The following is a 24196-nucleotide window of genomic DNA, read 5'->3' on the forward strand; positions in this document are numbered from 1 at the left end:
TAATTATCTGTAATGAACCTGCCCCACCTTATTTGGGGTATTTTCACTCATTTAGAATTTTGACGAACCTGACACACGCTATTCGGCCAACATTGCTACTCATAGGCTATAAAACTGCTGAATAAGGTGACTGAGCTTCGTTAGAAATTTTAGACAGCAAAAAAGCCTCAATATAAGGCGTCTGAAATTCGTTAGCGCACGATGAAAAAGAGCCTGCATGACCAACCATGCAGGCTCTTTCAGTATGTTTATTTTGTAAAAGGGAAGAACGTTCAAGCAGCCGGCAGAAACGCGCGATATTATTTTACGGGTCTGCGCCAGTTGGAACGGTACATGAGATACAGGAAGTACGGCGCGCCGATGATCGCGATCAGCAATCCCGAAGGAATTTCCGTCGGTGCCATGACCGTTCGTCCGATGGTGTCGGTCAGCACCAGCAGCAAGGCGCCGACCAGCGCGGACAGAAACATCGAACGGCGCAGATGATGACCGGTCAGCAACCGGACCATATGCGGCGCAATCAGCCCGATGAATCCGACGGTTCCTACGCAAGCAACCGCGCCGGCTGCAAGCAGTACGCCCGTCGCCATCGCAAGCAGGCGTGTCCGGCGCACATGCAGGCCCAGTCCCGAAGCGCTCTGATCATCAAACACAAGCAGTTCGAACCGGCGGGCCAGCCACCAGGCCACGGGAATCAGAATCACCAGGAAGGCAGCGATGATTTTCACCTGATCCCATGTGCGGGCATACGTGCTTCCGGTCAGCCAAATGTAGCTGCTTCCTCCGTATAATGAGCCTACGATGATCAGAATCTGAATGCCGGCTCCCGTAATGGCCGAGATTGCGATGCCGACCAGCAGCACGGCCGACGGATTCAGCCCTTTGTTCCAGGATAACGAGAAAATGATTCCCGCCGCAATGACTGCGCCGACGATAGCTGCCAAAGGCACCATGTAGATCGGAACGCCGGTCCACAATATCATGACCATCATCGCCCCAAGTCCCGCCCCGGACGTGACGCCTACGACCGAGGCGTCGGCGAGCGGATTGCGAACCGCCATCTGAATAAGCACGCCGGCAATGGCCAGAGCCGCTCCCGCCCCGGCGGCTGCAAGCGTACGCGGAATGCGAAGCTGCACCATGGCCGAAAACGGACCGTCCGAGCTGAACAGGCTTGGCAGCAGATCTGCCAGCGGAATGCGCATTCCGCCAAACATCGTGCTTAGAAGCGTCACTCCAACGGTAACTACCGTGAACAGCACAGCCAGCCGCCGGAAAGGCCAGCGGCGCCCGCGCGAACCGGTGCTCATCGACGTGTTGGCGGCCGGTCCGTTCGCCGCTTTCATGCGGGTCAGCACCAGCCAGATCAACCAAGGCGCGCCGATGATCGCCATCATTGCCCCTGTAGGCAGTTCCAGACTCGACTTGTGAATCATTTTGGAAAGAACGTCCGCCGCAATTAACAGCGCTGCTCCCCATACAAAAGCGCCTGGCAAAAGCCAGCGATGGGAGCGGGCGCCGCTCAGTCGAACGAGATGCGGCGCGACCAGCCCGACGAATCCGATCGGGCCGATGACGCTTACGATGACTGCCGCAAGAAGTACCGATACGAGCAAACCTACGGCACGAATCATCCCTACCCGCTGTCCGAGCGACGCCGCCGTCGATTCGTCCAGATCAAGCACGTCCCACTGCCTGGACAAGAAAAAAGCAACCAGCGTAATGCCGATGACCCAAGGCCAGGCATAGGTTACGCCGCTCCAATCGTTTTGCACGAGCGTACCGGAACCCCACAGAAACAGACCTTGCGTTTCCATCGAAAAAAAGATATGTAAAGCACTCGTAAACGAACCGAGCACCATGGATATGATCATGCCCGAGAGCGCGAGCCTGACCGGGCTTGAAGACCGCCCTCCGCCCATAACGTAGGCCGCAACAGCAGCCAGGAGCCCACCGAGCGCTGCGAACAAAAACGGAGACTTTTGCAGTACGCCCGGGAACATCACCGTTCCGAACACAACGGCGAAATAAGCGCCGGCATTGATGCCAAGCGTGTCCGATGCAGCCAGCGGATTACGCGTGATCGTTTGCAGCATCGCACCTGCCACGGCAAGCGCGCCGCCGGCCAAAATGCCGATGACCGTGCGCGGCATGCGCAGATCCCAGACCATGTTATGTTCCAGCGTATCCTGTCTGCCGGTCAGCGCATCAAAAACGGTATGCAGCGGGATCGAAGCTTCTCCGAAACACAAACTTACAAAAAAAAGCACGATGAGAGCGGTCAAGCCGCCCCCATAAATGCTTATCATTCGCCAGTTGAAAGATTGGCGCGCTGTCTGAACGGAACTCATTTCGTGATCGCCCCAACGACTTCGTCAACGAGCACTTTGGAAGACAGCGGACCGCCAAACGTCCAAGTTGTGCTCGCAATCGGGTAAGTGCGGTTTTCTTTCACAAAGTTCAAACCATTCCATACGGAATTATCTTTTACGCCTTCGCCAAAAACATCGTCGTCAGGCTGCGTAATATAAATGAAGTTGCTATCCTGTACGTCCGACAATGCTTCGATGCCTACCGTCGTAAAACCGTAATCTTCAAGCTTTTCCGGCTGCCAGTCATTGATCAGGCCAATCTTCGCCAGCGTGCTGGAAACGACGGAATTGTCCGTGAACATGCGCAGCGATGCTGCATTTTGGTACGTGAACGCTTGGGTCAGCACGTAGTGGAAATCGGATTTGCCGGCAGCAGCCAGTTTTTCCTTGGCATCCGCATAGTGCTGGTCAAGGTCAGCCAACACTTCCTTCGCTTTGTCTTCTTTGCCCAGCGCAGTTGCGATGGTATTAAAAATGGAGACCATGTGGTCGTGATCGTAACCGCCTTTGTACGTATCGAATTCCAGCGTAGGTGCAATAGCTTTCAGTTGATCGTGAATCGCCTCATGGGATCTTTTATCGGAAATGATGAGATCCGGCTTCAGAGAAGCAATCGTCTCCAGGTTCGGCTCGTTGCGTGCGCCGACATCGGTTACGTTGCTATCCAGCGCAGCTTCGGAAGTGACGTATACTTTATAATTTTCATTATCCGCGTTACCGACAGGCTGTACGCCCAGAGCAATGACATCTTCCGTAAATGTCCATTCCAGAACAACAACGCGTTCTGCCGGCTTGTCGAGTTTTACCTCGCCGCGATCGTCTGTTACTGTGATCGGACCTGCAGCATTTTCAGTCTGCGCACTGCCCGTATTTTGTTGGCCCGCTTCGGATGCGCTCCCGCCAGCACTATTATTCGAAGATCCACACCCCGCCAGCGCAAGAGCAAAAACAACCAATAGCGCAATTCCGTTCCAACCTTTTCTCATGTTCGTAAGTCTCCCCCTGTTTATATGTATAGACATGATAATAATTCTCATTATCACTCATAAAATTATGCGACATGATTGGGGGTTTGTCAACAACATTGATGATATCACTCAACAATTCTAGGAATGACAACTTAAAGGCCCGCCGGAAGCGAGCCCTTTTCTGCGGGATATTCTTCTTTGACGTGATTGTTCACGCAAAGCCCTTCTTTTTACCATTGTACAACTTTTGGAATCAGCTTAACTGCATCGTTGTAATGCATGTATTGTCTTGGTCGTATGTAGAGATCTGTGCTTCGGCGACCTTTCCGTCATGAACCATCTTGACAAGATAACTTCTGTCTCTGGGCAGCCAAATGTCAACGAAACCATTGGATGCCGTCTTGAGCGAAGAATCTTTCATGAGCGTATTTCCTTCGGAATCGAGAATGGTGACGAGAAAATCCTCGTTTTTCATTTCCCCTTGGCAACCGGTCAGACTGTGGATCTCGCAGGGATGGGTTTGCTGTACATACGGGGCAATGGATAAAAAGAAGGCATCTTCCGGCAAATCATAATCCGCCGTTTGACCGTCGTTCCCTACGACCGTCAGCGTTTTTGCATCAATGGAGGCCGATTGGGCGGACACCTTGCCTGCCCCGATATCCTCGACCAGCTGTTTGATATTGATATGATCCCCGGATGGCAGCGCCGTTTCTTCTTTTTGCATGTTTCCGGCAATCAGATACGTTCCCAATGCAACGACAACTAACACCCCTGCGGCCCACGTCGCTTTTTTCATCTGGCGTTCATCTCCTTGTCCGTTTTGTTTTATTATAAAGGAGAAGCTGTCCAAGTGAGCGATTCGACCGCCCATTTCACCATATTTTCACACTTTTAACCGATTGTTCCTGCCCCGTCGTTTCAGCGCTTTCCGTTCAAATCTCAGAGAATACACGATCCGTTTTTATGCGCCATTAGCTGAACTGCCAAAAGCCTGCCACCAGCTCTTTCCCTCCACCCTTATCGAACCCGGAATAAAGAAACAACGCCCCATAACCAAAAACATACTCTTCGGCGAGACCATCCGCATAACCGTCTTCATCGATCTGAATGAAAAAATCATATCCCTCCTCCAGAAGAGCGGAAGTATAGTGTCTTTCATCCTGAATTAATCGGGGATTGCCCCCGATTTTCACGAGAAAAGCTTGCTCCCTCGCTTCTTCATCAGCCATGCGTATTGGTGCGCTCAGTGCATGCCTTTCCAAACCGGGATGGGCATATCGTGCTGACAGGCTTGGCGGTGAATGCGGGTGGCGAATGACCCTGACGGCGCAAGCCGGATAGATGTTATTTTCGAAATGCGTGTCCTCGTCGCAGGGCACAAAGACCGACAGCATGTCTCCAGCCTGCCCACCCCGTTCCAGCCCTGCAGTAACTTCAGCCGGCATAACCAGGGCCATGTAAAAGCGATAATCCCCGTCTGCAAGATTGTCTTGCTCCCGCTCATTGTCGAAATAAGCTGGTGCGCTGCCGCCAATCCACCCCGACGTAAAATCGTCCGATCGTTCGGCGTAATATAACAAGCTGTAAGTCCGTTCTTCGAAAAGCTCTTTCCAGAGTGACATATCTAAACTCCCTTCCATATACAGCATCTTTCCACAAATAACGTAATATCAGGTTCGTTTGGCAAGCCAACGTTTAAGCAAAGGCAAAACCACGGCAGGCTGCATCGCCCCGGTATGGTCCATTCGCTCTCCTTTGACGATCTCAACGTCCCACCCATAAGCTTCGAGTTCATGCCTGTGCCGCTTCAAGCGATCCGCGATGTCTACCCTGACGTTTCCAAACGACTCACCATATTCTATCAAATCAAGTTCCCCTGCAAAGGCCAATTTGGGCATGCCCAAGACGGGATGGATGATTCGGTCATCGAAATCGGCAAGATGCTGGTACATGGTCATGAACTGTTTGCATTGATCGGGATGGATGCTCACCTCCACCTCGTTCCAATCGATGTCTTCGGGTTCTACGAGCTTTTTGTCCTGCGCTCCCGTTTCCTGCCCTGCTCCTTCCTTGTTCTGATTCGATAGCGCCTGTTCATACGTTTTCGTCGTTACGGTCAACATTTCTTTATAGGGTCCGCCGTAGGGCGGGAAACCTCCCATGATCAGTCCGTTCAACCGATCCGTGCGAATGGAAAGTTGGAGTCCGGCAAGCGCCAGCCAGGAGTAACCGTAGTACCAGAATCGGTCCACTTGCATCTGGTCCGCGATTCGCAGCATATCATTGGTGATATGCTCAGGCGTAAAACGGTCAGGTTCAGGCTGTGCCATGTAATGTCCTTCATAATCAAAATACAGCACGCAAAAGTCGTCCGACAACCCTTGTACCAGTTTCTCGCCCAGTTCGGGGTCCACCCCCCACAATCGCAGCATTTCCGCCTCTTCGCCATATACGGCAGGTTTGGTCCCCGGCAGCATGACGACGCCATCTTTCGGGTTACCCACCAAGCCAACCTCGATCATTGAACCATTGGGCAGCGTTACCTTCTTTTTCAACAAACTCACTCCTTTTTCTTTACTTGTCTTCAGTCTATAACATGGATGCAATCTTTCGGTTCGGGTGCAAGTTTTCCTTAAAGAATGGTACCTGCAGCGGGAATATGTTATCGTAGCACTTTAAGGTTTAAGTTCAAGGTTAAGGAGCAGATGGACATGGACAGGATATTCACTCCCAGCGAGATGGCTTCCGCGTTAAACGTCAGCACGACCACGCTGCGCCGTTACGAGGAACAAGGACTGATTCCCGATGTACCGCGTACTCCCGGCAATCGCAGAACATACATGGGCGTTCATTTACACGCATTTGTCGCGATCCGGAGCCTGCTGAGTGCTTATGATATTCCCGTGGTGTACGCAGCTATGCGGGAAATCAGGCAAGGTGAGAAGCTGAAGGCGTTATGGCTCGTAAACGGGCAGCTGACCCACGCACAGTCGGAGAAAGAACGGGTTGAAAAGATCTGGTCCATGCTGCGCGATTCAAACCGGGGAAATCCGATGGCGGCAGACGTGCCGGACGGACTGACGATTGGCAAGGCTGCAGGGCTGGCCGGGGTCAATGCTTCTGCCATTCGCCATTGGGAGAAGGAAGGGTTGATTCATTCGGAACGTGACCCCATGAACGGTTATCGGATCTACCCGGCAAACCAAACGAGAAGAATTTTGCTGATCAGCAGTTTGCGCAAAACGGTGTATTATATCGGCCATATGAAGCAGCTCCTCGAACTGTTGGAAGAACGTGACCCTGTTCAGGTCGAAAGCTCGCTCAGTCTTGCCATGACAAAGCTGAACGAGCGGCTCGTGCGGCAGTATGCAGGCATCCAGGCCCTTATGCGATACATCGAAGCACTTGATGAATATAAATCGTAACCGAACAACGTTCCATATTCGCCAAAACGCCATTACGGTCTGCCTTATCCATGATGAACGGAAAACAGGCGAGGAACATTCCCCGCCTGTTTTCTTTGTACAGCGACTGTTTTGGCACGAGCTGGCCTCACATCACCTTTGCTGTTTTGAGTTCCATTTCCCCATCCGACCCTGGCAGCCCCTCAGTCCCTCACGCCAAAGGCAAGCGTTAACGCGCTCTTGGCCTCCATGCCGAAACTCATCGTTTCGTATCCCGGCACCCTTACTTCCACGCTCTCCGAATGAGACCGGTCATTGAACAGCACCACGGCAATCGATCCGTCCACGTTCCGGAACGCTACCGTTGGCACGGCATCGTCACTGTTTGAACCTATGCGTACGGCCCCGGGACGAATATGTTTGCTGAAATGAGCCAGCGCGTAATAATCAAGCGTATAGGTGAGCTCCCGCGTTTGCTGGTTGATCTTCACGATGCCCCGGCATGTACTGTTGCCGAATCCCGGCACCGTCGGTCCGTTCTCTTCGTCCAGCGCCATATTCCACAGCACGAACGAACGGCTGTGATTGCGCAAAATGCCGATGCCCGTCCGCATCACGTTGCTGAACGCCTGCTCGAACGGCGGTATCCATTCTCCGCCAGATCCTTCCGTAAAGTGCACTTCTTTCTCCGGAAAAGCAGCCCACACATCGCTCTGCGCCGAGGAGCTTCCGCCGTACCAATGCCATGCCACTCCGTCTACCGCGTCGCTCGCCTGCTCCAACACTTCCAGCGGGTACTCCGGCTTATCCCAGTTGTGGTCATAACAGAAAATTTTGGCGCCGATGCCGTTCGCTGCGAACCTCGGTTTCAGATGCTCGCGGACAAATCTGGCCTGATCGGCGGCCGGGAAAATCATGCCCGGATAATGCGGCGGCGAAAACAGCGCCTCGTTCTGAGGCGTTACGGCGTATACGGGGATGCCGTGCTCCGCGTAAGCCTGTACATAGCGGACGAAATAATCGGCGTACGTCGCGTACCACTCTTCTTTCAGCGTGCCGCCGATCATGGAGCCGCTGGTTTTCATCCAGCCTGGCGGGCTCCAGGGCGAGCCCATCATTTTAAGCTGCGGATTCAGCTGCAACGCCTCTTTCATCAGCGGAACGACGTCCTGCTCATCATGGGCGATCGTAAACCGCTCCAATATGGGGTCGGTCTCGCCTTCGGGCAGATCATTATAACTATAAAACTCGCGGGCATAATCGGAAGCGCCCATCGGATTGCGAATAACGGACAGGCCGATCCCCCGTTTATCGTCAAACAGCTTGGGCATCAGCTCCGCGCGCTGTTCCGCGCTCAACACCTGATGGATCAGATAAGCGGCCGAATCCGTGAATGACGCGCCGAATCCGTCCATTTCCTGATACCGCTCGCGGTCGTCAACGACGATGACGCGTGCATCGACGGAAGAAGGAGCCGGGGCCAGCTCCGCTTTCGTTTTTTTCGCAAACAATTGCCCTTCCCCGTTCGATTCGTAGATCAAAACTTCGCTTTTACCCCTATCCATGTTCGTGTTCATGTTCACGCCTCCTGTCCCCGGTTACAGACCGAGCTTTTCCTTGTTGGCTTTCATTTTTTCACTGCGAATGTCCACGATTTTGCTCCAACCGTTGCTGTCCAAAAACTGCTTGTAATCGTTCAGAATGGCCTCGAACTGCGCATCATCCTTGGCCCGAATCATGCTGACCATCGTGCTGTTCCATTTGGTGTTGATCGCGGTCAGTCCGCGGGCTTCCGGCGTGCCCTGATCCGGGTCGATGTTTTCCAGAATAAAGTGGGGTACCAATTTGCCCTCGCCCCATTGCTGCATTTGCTTGATCGATTCCGGGAAGGCGTCTTCGCTATAGGCTTTGTGTTTGTCGTGCCCGAAGAACATGAATTCGCCCATGCGGTACTCCTTTTTGAATTTGTCCGCATTGGTCTGCTGCAGCTCCTTGATTTCCGGCGTGAACTGAACCGAACCATCCGCATTCTTCACATAGGTCTCGCCTTCGATGCCGTAGTTCATGAGCATCTGTCCTTCCTCGCTCAGCAGGTACGTGAACAACTGCATCGATTTGGCCGGATCGGCATTTTGTTTGGTGATAAAACTCACCATCCAGCCGGAGATCCCGGATTGGTTCAGCTTGGGCTTGTTGCCCGCCGTGCTTTGCGGCCCGTCCACGGCCATATATGCCTTGTCCGGATTAGCCGACATGAAAATTTGCAGGTTGCCCCCCTGCTGCGGCGTGCCGTCCAGCAGAATCGTCGCGTATTTGCCGGACTTGACCTTCTCTTCGAATGCAGTGCCGTCATCCGCAAAGCTGTCGTCGCTGATGTTCCCGTCCCGGTGAACCTGGTTCAGCGTCCGGAGCCATGCCAAATAATCGTCGTCCAGGTTGCGGTTGTAGAAACCGCCATTGCCGTCCTCCAGCGGAACGCCGATAAAATCCTGCAGCACGTCGCCGAGGGACCCGGTGCCTTCGCCGATCGAGTTGAACCCGAACGGGATCAGCTCTGGAAACCGTTCCTTGATCTGCTGCATGGCAGAACGGAATTCCTCCGGCGTGCCGAAGTCGGGACGACCAAGCGCCTCATAGACGTCCTTGCGAATGATGAACGCCGTTTTGGCCGGGATCGTGCCATCGTTGTAATCCGCCTGCGTATTGGAGTAATTCGGATATCCATACGTTTTGCCGTCGGACAGCTGGAACCATTTGAGCGTATCCTGGGCGGCGACGGTGTTAAAATAAGGATCGTACTTTTCCGCCAGATCGTTCAACGGAAGCGCCCATGAGGAAGCTTTTTGCACAACCGGGGAGTTGATGCCGAACGTCGTGATAAGATCCGGCATCTCTCCGCCTGCAAAAAACGTGTTCAACTTCGTGTCGTCTCCGGTAATGAACTTGATGTCCAGGTTCAGGTCTTCCTTGATTTTTTTCGTCACGACGTCTTTGCCGTAATCCGTGTTCCACCAGTCCGCGTTGACATACCAGGTAAGCTGCGTCGGTTCCTCCTTGGTATCCAGCTTCCAGGCAGGTGTACTTGCATCCGGCGTGTAGCGCCCTTCAATGGATACCCAGTTATCTCCCTTGGAGCCGCTCCCCCCTCCGCAGGCGCTGGCAACGAGCATAACAGCCATTAGAACAGCGGTCAGGGTAATCCTTTTCGATCTTTTGCGTTGCATTTTCGTGGTCATGTTACATTCCCTCCTTTTGGATATAAAGCGCTTACTCTTTGACAGCACCAAGCATCATGCCGGAGATGAAGTACTTTTGCAGCAGCGGATAAATAATGACGATCGGCAATGTCGTGATCACGATGGTAGCCAGCTGCACACCCTTGGTCGCCGTTTCGATCACAACAGACCCCGCCACATTTTGCATCGATTGCGTTTGCGACTGAACGATGATCTCGTACAGCTTCATCTGCAGCGGATACAATGCTTCGCTCGTGACATACAGCTTCGTCGTCATAAAGTCGTTCCATTGGCCAACCCCGTTAAATAACGCAATCGTCGCCATGGCCGGCATCGATAACGGAATGAACAGGCTGAGGAAAATGCGCCAATCCCCCGCACCGTCAATCTTTGCCGACTCCTCCAGCGAATCGGGCACCCCTCTGAAAAAATTCATCAGAATGATCACGTCGTAATAACTTAGCAGGGCAGGAATGATGTACACCCAGAAGCTGTCCAGCATGCCCAGGTCCTTGATCAGCAAATAGGTCGGAATCATGCCGCCTGAGAAAAACATCGTAATGACGCCCATGGAAACGTACACTTTGCGCCCCCGCACGTATCGTTTGCTGAGGCCGTACGCCACCATCGCACAGAAGAAAACATGGGTCACAACGCCGATGACCGTTTTGGAGATCGAGATGAAGAAGGCCTGCCATATGGAGGAATCCCGGAACACGGCCCGATAGTTTTCCAGGGACAGCTCGGAGGGCCAGAAGATGTACCCTCCCTCTGCCAGCGCTCTGCTGGAAGCGAATGATGAAACGATGACGTTCCATAGCGGAACCACAATCGCGATCATCGTGATGACGAGCAGCACGACATTCACCGCGTTAAAAATTCGGCTGTCGGTATCGCCCTTGATTGCTTTTGAACTCACGGATTTCCCTCCTTTTGTCGCTCTCCGCTTTACAGAACGGATTGATTGTCGTTAAGCTTGCTTGTTATTTTGTTGGCGGTGACGAGCAGAATGACCGAAACGATCGATACGCCAAGACCGACCGCAGTCGCGTAGGAAAAGTCTCCCTGCGTCATCCCCATGCGGTACACGTAAGAATTGATGACCTCCGCCTTTTCCCTGTTCTGGGAGTTCATCAGCACGAGCGTCTGATCGAGGTTAGACCCCAACAAGCCGCTGACGGTCAGGATCAGATTCAGGCTGATGATCATCTTCATGTTCGGAATCGTGATGTTCCAGATTTGACGCATCCGGTTCGCTCCGTCGATTTTGGCCGCTTCGTAATACGTCGGGTCGATTTTGGCCATCACCGCGAGGTACAGAATCGTGCCCCAGCCCGCCTCCTTCCAAATGTCGGAGAGAACCGCGATCCACCAATATTTGCTCGGGTCAAGCAAAATGTTTTGCGGCTGGCTGATGAGGCCTAAGGACAACAGGATCTGGTTGAAGAGGCCGGTCGTCGACACCCAGGTGATCAGCATGCCGCCAAGCACGATCCAGGACAGAAAATGCGGAAGATACGATATCGTCTGCACGATTTTTTTGAAACGGCTCCCGCTGACCTCGTAAATCATGATCGCCAGAATGATCGGCACCACGAAGCCGATGGCCAGCTTCAGAAAGCTGATGCCCAGCGTATTGACGACCGAATCCCAGAAATACGGATCGGTCAGGATGATCCTGAAGTTATCCAGCCCTACCCAAGGCGCGCTGTCGATCGTATCGATGACCGTATAATTTTTGAAAGCAATGGTCAGACCGTAGATCGGGATAAAATTGAATACGATCATGAAAATGACGCCAGGCAAAATCATGGATTGAAGCTCCCACTGCCTGATGAAATCCGTGCAAAATGCCTTGGCACGCTGCACGACAGGCTTTTTGCCCGGCGGCCGCACCATTGCGCCCACTGCCTCAGCCGACGTAGCCGCCGCTGGTTTGCTCATGTGTCTCGCCCCTTTTTATTCGTTTTTATAAAATTCACCCAAATAATAAAAACGTTTTTATTTTTGAGCAAAAAAATTTATCCCCAGATTTTTTTCAAATCCCCTTTTTCAAAGGGAAAATCCGGTGATAAGCCTATGCTTCCGAAGCAGCTTTCTTTCAGAAAGCTTTTAGAACGCTTCGCTTCTCCAGATTGTTCTGCCTCTCCGTTAACGTGTGCATCTTTTTTGCGGTTTATATCCTTTCCTTATCCCCGACATGAAAGCGTTTACCATTTTGCCAAAGGAGGCCCTCTTATCGCGAGGGTTACTCCCGTGCCATCTTGATCTGCGTGGAATTGCGCACGACCAGCTCGCCCGGCAGCTTTTCATGACGGCCTTTCTCGTCTTTCTCGATCATGCGAATCAGATCGTTCACGACGAGCATCCCTTGTCTTGCAATTTGGTTGCGTACCGTTGTGAGCGGAGGCGTGAAATACTGTGCAATGTCGATATCGTCGAATCCAACGACGCTGACGTCTCCCGGAATGTCGTAGCCAAGCGACTTCAGCGCACGCATCGCTCCGATGGCGCTCAAGTCATTGCCTGCTAGGAACGCGTCAGGCAGCTTGCCGGCATGCACGTTAACGAATGATTTGACTGCGCCGTACGAGCTTTCTTCCTCGAAGTATCCCTGCAAAATGTAATCCTCATCCTGCGGCAGATTGTAATCGCGCAAAGCATCCAAGTAACCGGCCTTCCGCTGCTCGCTGTCGAACATCGTTTCAACGCCGGAAATGTAGGCGATTTTTTTGTGCCCGAGGCTGATCAAATATTTCGTGGCCTCATACGCATCGACATAGGAATCGAAGATGATGCTGCCCATCGATTCGCTCTGGATTTCGCGGTCCAGGAACATGGCCTTGACCCGGTTTTGCTCCATGACGGCAATGTCGTTTTCATTCACCCGCATCTCCTCGTACACGATGACTCCATCCACGCGTCCGCCCAATATGTTGCTCATGATGACCTGCTTATCCTTCGTTACGAAGATGTTCAGCCCGTATCCATGGCGGTCGCATTCGCGGGACATCGTCTCGACGAGCGTATAGAAATATGGCCCCGACACACTGGTCGTGAAAAAGCCGAGCATTTTCGATTTGCCGGATTTCAGCAGCTTGCCGTTGATGTTCGGTACATAATTCAACCGTTTCGCCACGTCGAGAATATGCGATTTGGTCTCGGGATTCAGCACGTCCACGCCATTAAGCGCATTGGAGACCGTAGAGATGGACACGCCAGCTTCCTTTGCTACATCTTTGATCGTTACCTTTCTCATCTGCGACTTCCTTTTTATAAAAACGTTTTTATGGAATGAATATACTATACAAGCGTTTTCATGGCAATCCTTTTTTTTCGTGCACATCGATTTTTTTTCAGGAAAACTCTCTCGCAAAAATGAAAAAGGCTGCACCAAATGATCTTATCTCATCTGGAGCAACCCTTCTTTTATTACTTATTTCGAGGTTGAACGTTCCTGCCCAGCAGCCAGAAAGCCAGTGCACCGGCCGAAACAAAGGCAAGCGCCATGCCGACGAGCCCTTGCAGCAAATTCAGGCTGCCTTCTTCGATCCACAAAGGGAGTTCAAGCAGCCCGAGCGTACTGCCCAGCGCAAACGTCTTTACCTTCAGCAGTCCCATGTACAAGCCGCCAACCGCGCCTCCCGCAAGGGCCGAAACAAAAGCGGCTCGCCGCCTCATGTTTACGGCATACATCGCGGGTTCGATAAAACCAATCAGCGCTGTGCCAGCAGCCCAGTAGGCAAGCCTCCTGTGATCAGACTTGCGCTCGCGCAATGCAACGGCCATGGCCGCTCCAGCCTGTCCCATCACAGCCACCGTGAAAGCCGGCAATAACATCATGGAACCATTCGTGACCAACTCACTGATCAAAATCGGAACAACAACAAATTGCATCCCCAGCAGCATCAACAACGCGTAGAACGCACCGACAAGAACGATCGTGAGCACTGGAGTCTTATCCATCATCGAAGTGATGGTTTCCGTCAAATGGTTCTGCGCATACATGCCAACGGGACCTAACACAAGCAGCATGACCGGGATCATCACCAGTAACGCCAGCGCGGCGGGCAAAACGCCTTGAAGCCCCTTCGGCAATACGCGCCCCAACGCTCGTTCGATCCATGCAGCGCCCACTACCGCCAGAATGACCCACAGAGGGGCCGTATAGAATGATGACACCGGGACAAGATCAACGCCAAACAGACTGAATGCCTGCTCCCCGCTCATCACTCCTGCCACGGCTGGATACAAAGTAAAAGCACCAATGCCAGCCGCTGCGTATGGATTGCTGTTCATCCTCCGAGCCGTACTGAACGCGACCAACACAGGCAAAAAATAAATCAAAGCGTCCGCTATGCTGCTAAATACGACGTATACCGTGCTATTCATATCCACAATATCCGTCACATCAAGCGTATCCAGTAACACAAACGTCAAAAGCACGAACTTGATCAAGAGCACTCCCAAAAGAGCAGGCATTAAAGGCCTGAATACGTCGGAAGCAAAATGCATGATCGAAAAAGGTTTCCTTCTTTTTCCCGTTCGCCCCGCTTCTTGCGACCCAATGGCGTTTGCATGATCCTCCCCTTCAATACCCAGGAATGCCGACAAAGCTTGATATCCATCTGATGCCTCGTCCCGAAGTACGATCTGTGCGCCGCTTTTGCTTGCGTGAATCTCTGCCTCCATCTCGGCGACATCCATCGCCGACAGATTCATGTCGCTACTACGCTTTAACTCTACAACGGTTTTGCCGTTCTCGTGCTCGACTTGCTTGATGTTCTCCATTCCTCCTGCGAGTCGTAAAACGGAGTCCATCAGTACTCTGTCATTCATATGTACAATCTCCTTATGCTGCGGTAAAACCGAGTTTTGTGAAGCTACTATTCTATATACACATTTCCACAAAAAAACTTCAATAGGCAATATAAACTAATTTCCCTTTTATGTGTATTCGCATAAATTCAGAAAAAAAGAGCTGTACATTTGCCCAAGATGGCAAACATACAGCCCTGTTCAACGGGTAAAAACCGACTACGACAATGCCAACATGGCGTTCATATCTTCCTCTGCTGTCGTTATCAGTTTAAGTCCAAACATGTCGACGAGCACGTCGAGCACGCCTTGCGAGATGAATTCCGGCGGCTTCGGTCCGATCCGGATATCCTGAATGCCCAGGCTGAACAGTCCCAGCAAAATGGCCACGGCTTTTTGCTCGAACCAGGACAATACGATGCTGACCGGCAGCTCGTTCACGGTGCAGCCGAAGGCATCGGCGAGGGCAAGCGCGATTTTGACCGTCGAACCGGAATTGTTGCATTGTCCCAGATCGATATAACGCGGAATGCCCGTGTCGCCAACCGTCCCGTAATCCACGTCGTTGAAGCGGAACTTGCCGCAAGAGGTCGTCAAAATCACCGTATCGTTCGGCAGGCTCGTTGCCAGTTCCCGATAATAGTTTCCGCCTTTGCCCGGCGCATCGCAGCCTGCAATGACGAAGAAGCGGCGAATATGCCCGTCTTTAACCGCTTGAATGATTTCGGGAGCCAGACCGATGACCGTTTCGTGGTGATATCCTGTCGTCAATACCTGCTCCGATGGTACATCAGCCGCAGGCAAGGACAAAGCACGCTCGATCAGCGGCGCGAAGTCGTCATTCACGATTTTGGTCACGCCCTCCAGTCCGGCAACCTCGTAGGAGAAGAAGCGGTCCGCGTAACTGCCCTTGATTGGCATAACGCAGTTCGTGGTGGCCAGAATGGCGCCCGGGAACTGCTCGAACAGCCTGCGCTGGTCATACCATGCTTTGCCGATGTTGCCTTTCAAATGGGCATATTTCTTGAGCGCGGGATAACCGTGCGCCGGCAGCATCTCCGAATGGGTATAAATGTTGATGCCTGTTCCTTCCGTCTGGCGCAGCAATTCTTCCAGCGCATATAGATTGTGCCCTGTCACGACGATGCACTGTCCTTCGATCCGGTTCTGGCTGACGGTAATCGGCTGCGGGATGCCGAAACGGTCCGTATGGGCGCGATCCAGCACATCCATAATACGTATGGCCGCATTCCCTACCCTCATTGCCATGTCCAGATGTTCCTGCACGTTGAAATTCGAGTTCGTTAACGTCATATATAACGCTTCATGCGTAACACGGTTTACCTCGGGGTCTTCATAACCCAGCTGTCTGGCATGCGTGGCATATGCTGCGATTCCCTTCAACGCAAAGATCATCGTATCCTGCAGGCTGGCAATCGTCTCGTCTTTGCCGCACACCCCGATCACCTTGCAGCCGCCCGTTGGCGTCTGCTCGCACTGGTAACAAAACATAACATTCCCTCCATGCATGATCAGTCTGTTTTTCTCCCATTCAGCGTAACAGACCACGATTCGGGCAAGTGTGACGGCGCACACATTTACCAATCATTTTCCATGCCGTTCTCAAGATCAGCCGGGACGCTTTTTTCGTTCCAACGATCATTTATTGAGCAGCTTTATGCCAAAGGTAACCATCTGGCGTCCATGCCAAACATGATTATGAGCCATCTTTACCAGCCTGCATTTTAATTATGACATTATTGCCATATATAAATTTCAAGGTTACAATGAATTATTAGAATCGCGGCAGCCTGCAGATTCGTTTGATTCATAGGCTGCCTTTGCGAACATACTATAGAAAAACAGACAGGAAGGATCCAATGAAAGACAAAATCGTCATGCCGCTATGGACATGCTGCCTCTTCATCGTGGTCATGAACACTACCATGTTTAACGTTTCCCTGCCCGTGATCATTCAGGATCTGCACATCACCTCGGATCTTGGGTCGTGGGTTATTTCGAGTTATTCTATCGGCTATGCGCTCTCTACCGTTATTTTCAGCCGACTCTCCGACCATGTGCCTGTACGCAAACTGGTTACGGTTGGACTGATCATCCTCGGTTGTTCATCCGTCCTGGGACTGTTCGCCCACAATTTCACCCTGTTATTGATCACGCGCATCCTGCAATCGGCTGGAGCCGGAGTCATGGCCGGACTGGGTTTGGTCATCGCGAGCCGTTATGTTCCGGTGGAGCGCAGGGGCGCCGCCATCGCGATGATCTCGTCCGGGAGTGCCATGGCCTTCGGACTTGGCCCGATCGTCGGCGGACTTGTCAGTGAATACTTGGGCTGGAACGGACTGTTTGCGATTACCGTGCTGGTGCTTGCGGCCTTGCCGTTTTTGCTGCGTTTTTTGCCGCGAGAAACGATTCAGGCCGAAAAATCGTTCGATATCACCGGTGCAGCACTTACCGTAGTGAACGCCACGACGGTGCTTGTGGCCGTGACGCAGCAGTCGTTGATCTGGCTGCTCATCGGCCTGGTTTCGCTCGCCGTGCATATTGCTTATATCCGCAAAGCAAACGGCTCGTTCATCAATCGTGAGGTGTTTGCAACCAAAGGTTATTCGCGTCTGCTGATCATCGGCTTTTGCGTGCTGATCGTCAATCTGGGTAATCTGTTCCTGATGCCGCTCGTGCTTGCTGACCTGTTCGGACGGTCCTCGCTGGCGATTGGACTGCTGATTGCTCCAGGAGCGATCGTTGCAACATTCCTGGCGCGGTTTGTCGGCCGCTGGATTGATCGTTTCGGAAACATGCGCTTCCTGATCATCGGCCATATATTGCTTGCCAGTGTATTGCTTTTATACGTATTCGGGTTGAAATATTCGGCCTTGATCATCACCGTGGGTTACTTGTTTTTCTCCCCTGCATTGTCGGCCTCCATCGCCTCAATGAACAACGAGGCTTCACGGGTGCTGCCCAAAGCGCGGATCGGTGCCGGCATGGGTCTTCTGCAATTGATCCAGTTTTTCGGCGGCTCTCTCTCCGTGGCTGTCTGCGGGCTGCTGCTGCACAGCTTTCCGGGGGTCCCGGTGAAAGAAGCCTATCCTTACGTGTACGGCTGCCTGCTGCTCGTTTGCCTGATTTCGCTCGCGCTGGTGCTTCTCTACGCTCGCTCTACGCGCAGTAATTCAGCGGCATCCGCAGCTGCAAACTGACTTTTCCCCATAAAGCGCGATCCAGAAAATCGAATGTATCAACATCGGTCATGCCGCATATCGCAAAAAAGGTCCGCTTCAACAGCGGGCCTTTTCCCATTTTCATATCATTAATAATCACGGAGATGGTTTCGCGGACAAAGCGGTTTTCCATGCCTCCGCGACAGAAACAGGAGCTTTGGTGCTATTCTCGCCTCCACCCTCTTGCGACCAAAGCGGCGGATAATAGGCAAATACTTCGCCTGGCCGGAGCTGCTCCATCGTATCCTGCCAGTCATTCCAACGAAACGTCTCGTAAAACTGCTGCAAATTTCCGTTGGCCAGCCAATTCATGAACCCTGAATAGGCCAGCTCCGTCGATTCCCATTCCATCGTGTCCGGTGCAAAATAATAGATATGACCGGTGCGTCCGAACCTGCCCGTATCGAGCGCAAAAAATCCGCCTGCCGCATCATAAGCCACCAGCAACACGCCCGGTAACGCCGGAACGGTAGACTGCTCGTCCAATCCGTTCCAGAATGTCAGGCTGCCGTAGCTGCCTTCGCCTCCGGAACCAAGCAACGTGATCCAGCCATGGTCGAATCGCATTCCCCCCGTCTCATACGCTACGGTACCCAAATAAGAACGGGTGCTGACTTGCAGCCGCACAAGCGTTTCTTCTGCCACTTCGCGCCGTGCAGGGACGTAGTTCCATGTATTCTCGCCGCTGTCCAGCAGCTCCCGCAATTCCTCCCAGGCGTGATGCTCCCGATCATATAGCTGATCCGCATTCAATGCATCCATCATAAAACTCCTTTCATGCGTCAAAACTTGCGTTGATGACGTTCATGTACAATATTCCTTACAGCTCAATCGCCTGTTTGCTGCGGCACAGCTCAGGCAGCGAGGTCGCAACCTGCACGCCATCTTCGTAACTCAAATTGCCCGAATGGGCCATCAAAATGGGGTATTCCCCCTTAACCGCCGCTGACCGCATATCGAACATGTAGTGATTGCCGTTTCCGTCCAAGGCAAAGGATACGGCACCCGGCATATACTCCGGCAGTTCGTATGCCAGGTTCATTTCCCTGAAATCCGCCGTGCCAAAAAGCTGAAAGTAACGCTCCCCGTTCTGAAACTCGCCGCCATTGGAGAACAGCAGCAGTTCGATATAACTTTCCGGCAGCATCCTCTCGGGGAACGACCAATCCGCCGGATCAGGCCGTCCTCCATGGACATGCAGCGCGGGCATGCTCGCCAAAAGCTTCTCCCGCCCTGCCCGAATCTCTCCGACCTCCTCTTCGTTCAGCCGGGCATTCCACTGTCCCAAAAATTGCTCGAGCTCTGCCTTCGACGCCCCCGGCTGCCTGGACCACTCATGTTCAAATACATCACTCCACATGCTCGTCCCTCCTTCTCCTGCACATTTGGCATGCACCAAGAAAACGCAGCATACATCTTGGGCCGCCATTCGTTCTTTCCCTTTTTTACCATTCCGACTATGAGCATATCACGGCCTTTTTCCCCGTTCAAACCCTGTCCATCTTTCCGTTCGTCCCGTAAGAAAAAACAAAAAGTCTGTTCGCACCCTTTACAATCTGACCATCGTCAGGTAATATCAATAAATCATGCCGCGCGGCAACAATAAAAAAGACGGAGGTTAAACATGGTTACCCTGACTCATAACAAAACGAATGCACGATTATGGGGAAAATCGTTCATTTTCATCATGCTGGCCAACGCCCTGCTGTTCATGGCCTTCGAAATGCTGCTCCCTACCTTGCCGCTGTTCGTATCAAGCTTGGGTGGTGACGCATCGCAGATCGGACTCGTCACAGGCATCTTCATGTTTTCGGCAATCCTGGTCCGCCCTTTCACCGCAATCCTGGCAACCAAATGGAATAAAAAAATGCTGCTCATCGCAGGCATCGCCATCTGCGCACTGGTTACCGGTTCATACTACCTCGCGTCAGGCATCGGCATGATTTTGCTGCTCCGGGTCATTCATGGCTTTGGCTTCGGACTCGCGACAACATACTTCGCAACCATTGCCACCGAGAACATTCCCAAGCAGCGCCGGGGTGAAGGCATGGGTTACTTCGGCGTCGGCGAGACGGTGGCCATTTCCGTCGGCCCCTTGATCGGAACGAGCCTGCTGCTGCAATTCAACTACCAAAGCCTGTTTATGGGCGGCATGTGCATTTTGCTGCTGGCGCTGCTCATGACCGTGTTTGTATCCCGAAAACCGGTGCAGCAAAATGATTCTCAAACGTCGGAGACGCCTCATACAGCCGTCAAACTCATCGAAAAAAAGGTGCTGTTCCCCTCCATTCTCATCATGCTGGTCGGTATTGCGGCAGGTTCGATCATGTCGTTTGTCGCGTTGTTCGCTGAAGAAAAAGGCTTTACGCAGGTCGCCTGGTTTTTCTTCGTCATCGCCATCGCCAGCTTTGTCGTCCGGCTGTTTTCCGGCAAAATGTTTGACCGGCTGGGGCCCGGCTCTGTGCTCGTGCCATCGGCCATCCTCGCCATCGCAGGCTTGTCGGTGCTGACCATCGCGCAAAATGACGTGCACTTCCTCGTCGCCGGCGCGTTGTACGGCTTCGGGTTTGGAGCCATTTTCCCCGCGATCCAGACGTGGTGCGTAAATTTGGTGGAAGAGCATGAGCATGAAAATGCCATGGCATCGTTTTTCAACTTTTTCGATCTCGGCATCGGCGGCGGCTCGCTCGTACTGGGTATGTTGGCATCTGCATTTTCCTATACGTTGGTGTATGATATAGCCATAGGCATCTTCGTGGTGTACATCTTGCTGTACGTCATGTACGCCCGAAGACGGCGCCAAACGACCCATCATTCACTGGAGGCAGACATTTGAGCAAACAACGAATCAAGGATATTGCCATACAACATTTTATCCGCTTCGGGTACGAGGGCACCAAAATGGCCCAGATTGCCGAGGAAACCGGGATTCGCAAACAATCCCTTTCCTACCATTTTGCATCCAAAAAAGCGCTGCTTGTGGAAATTTACGAGGAAGTGGTACAGGAAGAGCAGCAGTTCGTGCGCGAGTTTTTCGCTCAATCGGCAGGGCAGACCCTGGAACAGCAGCTGCACTCGTTTTTGCAGGAGCATAAAAATCGTTTCCTCACGCATCCCAACGTGGCTTTTATGTACATTCTGTCTTTCATTACGCCCTTGGAAGTCCATGACTTCGTGCTGGCTCAGTACCGGACCTATCTGCGCACGCTCAAGGAAGAACTTGCTGGCGTGTTCGTGCAGCACCCTGACATTCGCCTGAGTCCCGAGGAAGCGACCGTCGCTTTTGTCACGCTGATGGACGGCCTTGACGTTCAGCTCGTGTACGAAACGCGGCAATCCTTCGAACAGGCACTCGCCATCGCCTGGAACGTGTTCTGGACCGGCATCCAGCGGAGCATTTCTTCCTGAACGACAAAGAGCCTTCTCCCTAGGGAAAGGCTTCTTTGTCGTTTGCGCTGCCAACTAACGATTATTATTTAACCGTCAGAATGACGCGTTGGTAGCGTTTCAACTGATGTTTGCCGTTATCCTGAACCTCGGCTACAATATGGATCGTATCGCCTGCCTTGGCATCTTGGGGCACGGTAAAGGTAACCGTGTCGGTGTCGCTGCCTTGCAACTCGATCGTGTCGATTTTCTCGTCTTTGCCGACCTCGCGATGCAAGCCCAGCAGCAGGTCTCCGACTTTCTCTTCCACGACCTTGTTCTCCACCGGGGAATCCTGATACGTATCGGCTTCGGCGTATCTCCACCATGTATACGTAAGTTGGTCCCCATCCGGGTCCGTACCTTCCGCATGCAGCGTCACCTGTTCGCCAGGGCTTGCTTTCAAGTCGATGCCTTCCTTGACGGTCAGCGCCGGATTATGGTTTGCGCCTTCGAACGTGTCTGCAGCGGCCCAATCGGCACGTGCGGCAAAGTCATCCTGAATGTCGTCAAACCATCTCATCAGGGAATATTCCGCTTCGTAACGTTTGGTGTACGGATCGTAATCCAGCACGTTGTTGCGGAACAGCTTGTCATTCACGACGCCGAAGCGTCCGCCCCAGCCGCCGTAGGAAGGATCCTCCATGCTGCGCAGGCCGTTATCGATCAAATAGAAGAAGGACGGGGAGTCCCCTTCGGAAATAAAGTCGTATTTTGCATACTGCGGGTTCTTCTTGATATACTCCGGATCTCCGCGCTGCTCTTCAGGCAGCTCGCCTTCGATCATTTTGCCGTCGGCCATCGTTGCATACATGTCCAGCAGCTTGCCGTGCCCGGTCAACAGGTTTTCTTTCATCCAGTCGCCGTGCAGCTTGCCATTGACTTCCTCGGCATGCATTTTCCATGCATAAGCGAAGTGCCAGAAGTTCGATTGATCGTTCAGGATGCGGATGTCCGGCCAGCTTTTGGCGATGTAATCGTTATAACTGTCATCCTGGTCAAGAATGATGTAGAGCACCAGTTTGTCGCTGACTTTTTTGCGGATGTCATCCCACTCGTCCGTGCCTTTATATTGATCCTCAATCGATTTGAGCGCACGGGCCGTCGTATTGGTCCCGCCCCACGTTTGCACGTACAGATCACGCTGATCATCGTCGAGGAACAATGTTTTCAGAAATTCGGAGCCTTCGGTCTCTTTTTCCATTTCGCCTTTATTGGAGATGTTCCCGATTTTCGTCATGACGCGCAGATCTTCCGGTTTAGGATAACCGTCCGCATGTTTGATCAGGTTGGGGTAGATTTCGCCATAGGCATCAATCATGTCGTACACCCACTGCGTGCCCGTCCAGCGGAATGGCTTGATTCCCGCATCCGGATCTCCGGCGTAGTGGTACACCGAGCTGGTCAGCACGATGCCTGCCAGGTCCATTTCATTGGAGTACAGCAGGAAGCGAATGACCGAGTTCATATCATCGACTTCGCCGTCGGTCGTAATGACCGTTCTCGCTTTAGCTGCCGTCGTTTGATCCGTTGTTCCCTTGTCTTCATTTTGCTCTTGCTGCGCTGACGGGCTCGGTGTCTCATTGCCCGCCTGCGGCGTTTTGGAGGCGCATCCGCTAATGACCAACGTGCAGATGCAGCATGTGATCAACGTCCTGAGCCACATTGGTTTCTTCATCCTCTTCTCCCTTTCTGCGTTCGACCTGATGTGTGGTGCCGAAGGATTTTTCTTACAGCCTTTCTTTTAATATCGGCCAAAAAAAAACAAAAAAACCCGAGTATCTATGCATGCGGACAGAGTCCGTGCACGTGATAATCAGGTTTTGCCTGCGCTAGCAGTCACAATCCTTCGTATGAATATGACTGTAACACATTTCTGTACAAATGTAAACGTTACCAATGGAAATTTAGTTCGTCATTGCGAATAACGATGGATGGCATTCATTCAAAAAGCGGCTGCAGCATGCCGGCCGGAATCGTGCTGCTTGTTCTGTTTTCTCGGGAAATCCTCCCATTTGGTATACTGTGCATGTAGAATCTAAGATAAAAGGCATACCGGTCCATTCATTGTCGCAGAGGAGGAACCATTTATGATCTATGTTGCATTGCTTCGGGGCATCAATGTCGGGGGCAACAACAAAATCAACATGAAACAACTGAAAGAGACGTTTGAAAAATCAGGCTTCACCGACGTGGTGACCTACATCAACTCCGGTAACATCATCTTTGTCGATCATCGCGAACGAGCCAACGCCCATGCCGAAATCTCCCTCCAGCTTGAACAAGCGATTGCGGATGATTTTGGCTTGCAAATCCCGGTCATCGTGCGGAACATTCATGAAGTCGAAGTGGTCATCAAGGCACTTCCGGAGGACTGGAGCAACGGTGACCAGAGCAAAAGCGACGTTCTGTTCCTCTGGGACGAAATCAATGATGCTTCGGTGTTGGACAGGCTGCCCATCAAACCCGGAATCGGGACGCTGATCTACGTTTCGGGAGCCGTATTATATTCCGTCAGCAGGGAAGATGCCGCCAAAAGCGGCATGAACAAACTCGTCGGCTCCAAGCTCTACAAATTCATTACGGTGCGAAACGTCAATACGACGCGACAAATTTACAAGCTGATGCAAGCGATCGACGAGAAAAAGAATTAACTTTCACTGATTTAACACAACGCGCCCTTTCATTTTACCTGCCTTTAACGCTTCCTCGTTAACATGATAAACA

General features: G+C 52.4%; 20 protein-coding genes. 5 read left to right on the plus strand and 15 right to left on the minus strand.

Annotation, left to right across the window (positions count from 1 at the left end; genetic code table 11):
* Positions 1–299: 299 nt before the first annotated feature.
* The 5 genes from MKY59_RS23130 to MKY59_RS23150 all read right to left on the minus strand — a co-directional run bounded on the left by MKY59_RS23130 (position 300) and on the right by MKY59_RS23150 (position 5898).
* Entirely contained in the window at positions 300–2351 is a 2052-nt protein-coding gene (locus tag MKY59_RS23130; protein WP_339273964.1) for an iron ABC transporter permease, read from the minus strand.
* On the minus strand, positions 2348–3358 hold the full coding sequence (locus MKY59_RS23135; RefSeq protein WP_339273965.1) for an iron-siderophore ABC transporter substrate-binding protein: 1011 nt from the start codon (positions 3356–3358) through the stop codon (positions 2348–2350). Before MKY59_RS23135 ends, MKY59_RS23130 begins: the two co-directional genes overlap by 4 nt.
* A 235-nt stretch (positions 3359–3593) precedes the next feature.
* Entirely contained in the window at positions 3594–4139 is a 546-nt protein-coding gene (locus MKY59_RS23140; RefSeq protein ID WP_339273966.1) for a CueP family metal-binding protein, read from the minus strand.
* A 175-nt stretch (positions 4140–4314) separates the two neighbouring features.
* A complete protein-coding gene (locus tag MKY59_RS23145; protein WP_339273967.1) occupies positions 4315–4965 on the minus strand; it encodes a hypothetical protein in 651 nt (216 codons plus the stop codon).
* Between the two features lie 48 nt (positions 4966–5013).
* Positions 5014–5898, minus strand: coding sequence for an alpha/beta hydrolase (locus MKY59_RS23150; RefSeq protein ID WP_339273968.1), 885 nt, complete (start codon positions 5896–5898; stop codon positions 5014–5016).
* Between the two features lie 156 nt (positions 5899–6054).
* Between MKY59_RS23150 and MKY59_RS23155 the strand changes: the two genes are divergently transcribed.
* On the plus strand, positions 6055–6768 hold the full coding sequence (locus MKY59_RS23155; RefSeq protein ID WP_236415787.1) for a MerR family DNA-binding transcriptional regulator: 714 nt from the start codon (positions 6055–6057) through the stop codon (positions 6766–6768).
* A gap of 182 nt (positions 6769–6950) precedes the next feature.
* Here the strand turns inward: MKY59_RS23155 and MKY59_RS23160 are convergent, their stop codons facing one another.
* The 7 genes from MKY59_RS23160 to hcp form a co-directional block, all read right to left on the minus strand.
* Positions 6951–8324, minus strand: coding sequence for a glycoside hydrolase family 30 beta sandwich domain-containing protein (locus tag MKY59_RS23160; RefSeq protein ID WP_339273969.1), 1374 nt, complete (start codon positions 8322–8324; stop codon positions 6951–6953).
* 21 nt (positions 8325–8345) lie between these two features.
* Positions 8346–9983, minus strand: a complete 1638-nt coding sequence (locus MKY59_RS23165) for a sugar ABC transporter substrate-binding protein (protein ID WP_339273970.1) — start codon at positions 9981–9983, stop codon at positions 8346–8348.
* Positions 9984–10014: 31 nt separating this feature from the next.
* Positions 10015–10902, minus strand: coding sequence for a carbohydrate ABC transporter permease (locus tag MKY59_RS23170; protein WP_236415782.1), 888 nt, complete (start codon positions 10900–10902; stop codon positions 10015–10017).
* 29 nt (positions 10903–10931) lie between these two features.
* Positions 10932–11927 carry an ABC transporter permease subunit gene (locus MKY59_RS23175; protein WP_339273971.1) on the minus strand — a complete coding sequence of 332 codons (996 nt, stop codon included), beginning with the start codon at positions 11925–11927 and terminating at the stop codon, positions 10932–10934.
* Between the two features lie 304 nt (positions 11928–12231).
* A complete protein-coding gene (locus MKY59_RS23180; protein WP_236415778.1) occupies positions 12232–13242 on the minus strand; it encodes a LacI family DNA-binding transcriptional regulator in 1011 nt (336 codons plus the stop codon).
* Positions 13243–13415: 173 nt separating this feature from the next.
* A complete protein-coding gene (locus MKY59_RS23185) occupies positions 13416–14822 on the minus strand; it encodes a PTS transporter subunit EIIC (protein ID WP_339273972.1) in 1407 nt (468 codons plus the stop codon).
* Positions 14823–15020: 198 nt separating this feature from the next.
* Positions 15021–16313: a hydroxylamine reductase gene (gene hcp / locus MKY59_RS23190; protein ID WP_339273973.1), complete on the minus strand. Its 1293-nt coding sequence runs from the start codon at positions 16311–16313 to the stop codon at positions 15021–15023.
* A 368-nt stretch (positions 16314–16681) separates the two neighbouring features.
* On the opposite strand from hcp, the gene MKY59_RS23195 reads away from it, so the two are divergent.
* Positions 16682–18022, plus strand: a complete 1341-nt coding sequence (locus MKY59_RS23195; protein ID WP_339273974.1) for an MFS transporter — start codon at positions 16682–16684, stop codon at positions 18020–18022.
* A gap of 117 nt (positions 18023–18139) precedes the next feature.
* On the opposite strand, the gene MKY59_RS23200 is transcribed toward MKY59_RS23195, so the two are convergent.
* Together MKY59_RS23200 and MKY59_RS23205 are read right to left on the minus strand one after the other, a co-directional pair.
* Positions 18140–18805 carry a DUF2625 family protein gene (locus tag MKY59_RS23200; RefSeq protein WP_339273975.1) on the minus strand — a complete coding sequence of 222 codons (666 nt, stop codon included), beginning with the start codon at positions 18803–18805 and terminating at the stop codon, positions 18140–18142.
* A 58-nt stretch (positions 18806–18863) separates the two neighbouring features.
* Entirely contained in the window at positions 18864–19403 is a 540-nt protein-coding gene (locus tag MKY59_RS23205) for an SMI1/KNR4 family protein (protein WP_339273976.1), read from the minus strand.
* A 264-nt stretch (positions 19404–19667) separates the two neighbouring features.
* Here MKY59_RS23205 and MKY59_RS23210 point away from each other — a divergent pair, with 264 nt between their 5' ends.
* The gene (locus MKY59_RS23210; RefSeq protein WP_339273977.1) at positions 19668–20879 is read left to right on the plus strand and encodes an MFS transporter; all 1212 of its coding nucleotides are present in this window, start codon (positions 19668–19670) and stop codon (positions 20877–20879) included.
* Positions 20876–21451, plus strand: a complete 576-nt coding sequence (locus MKY59_RS23215; protein ID WP_339273978.1) for a TetR/AcrR family transcriptional regulator — start codon at positions 20876–20878, stop codon at positions 21449–21451. Before MKY59_RS23210 ends, MKY59_RS23215 begins: the two co-directional genes overlap by 4 nt.
* Positions 21452–21515: 64 nt before the next feature.
* Here the strand turns inward: MKY59_RS23215 and MKY59_RS23220 are convergent, their stop codons facing one another.
* Positions 21516–23147 carry a nucleoside hydrolase-like domain-containing protein gene (locus MKY59_RS23220; protein WP_339273979.1) on the minus strand — a complete coding sequence of 544 codons (1632 nt, stop codon included), beginning with the start codon at positions 23145–23147 and terminating at the stop codon, positions 21516–21518.
* A gap of 412 nt (positions 23148–23559) precedes the next feature.
* Between MKY59_RS23220 and MKY59_RS23225 the strand changes: the two genes are divergently transcribed.
* Complete coding sequence (locus MKY59_RS23225; protein ID WP_339273980.1) at positions 23560–24123, plus strand: DUF1697 domain-containing protein; 564 nt, start codon at positions 23560–23562, stop codon at positions 24121–24123.
* The last annotated feature ends 73 nt before the right edge of the window (positions 24124–24196 follow it).

Source organism: Paenibacillus sp. FSL W8-0426, from assembly GCF_037969725.1.
In the GTDB taxonomy this organism is placed as follows: Bacteria; Bacillota; Bacilli; order Paenibacillales; family Paenibacillaceae; genus Paenibacillus; species Paenibacillus hubeiensis.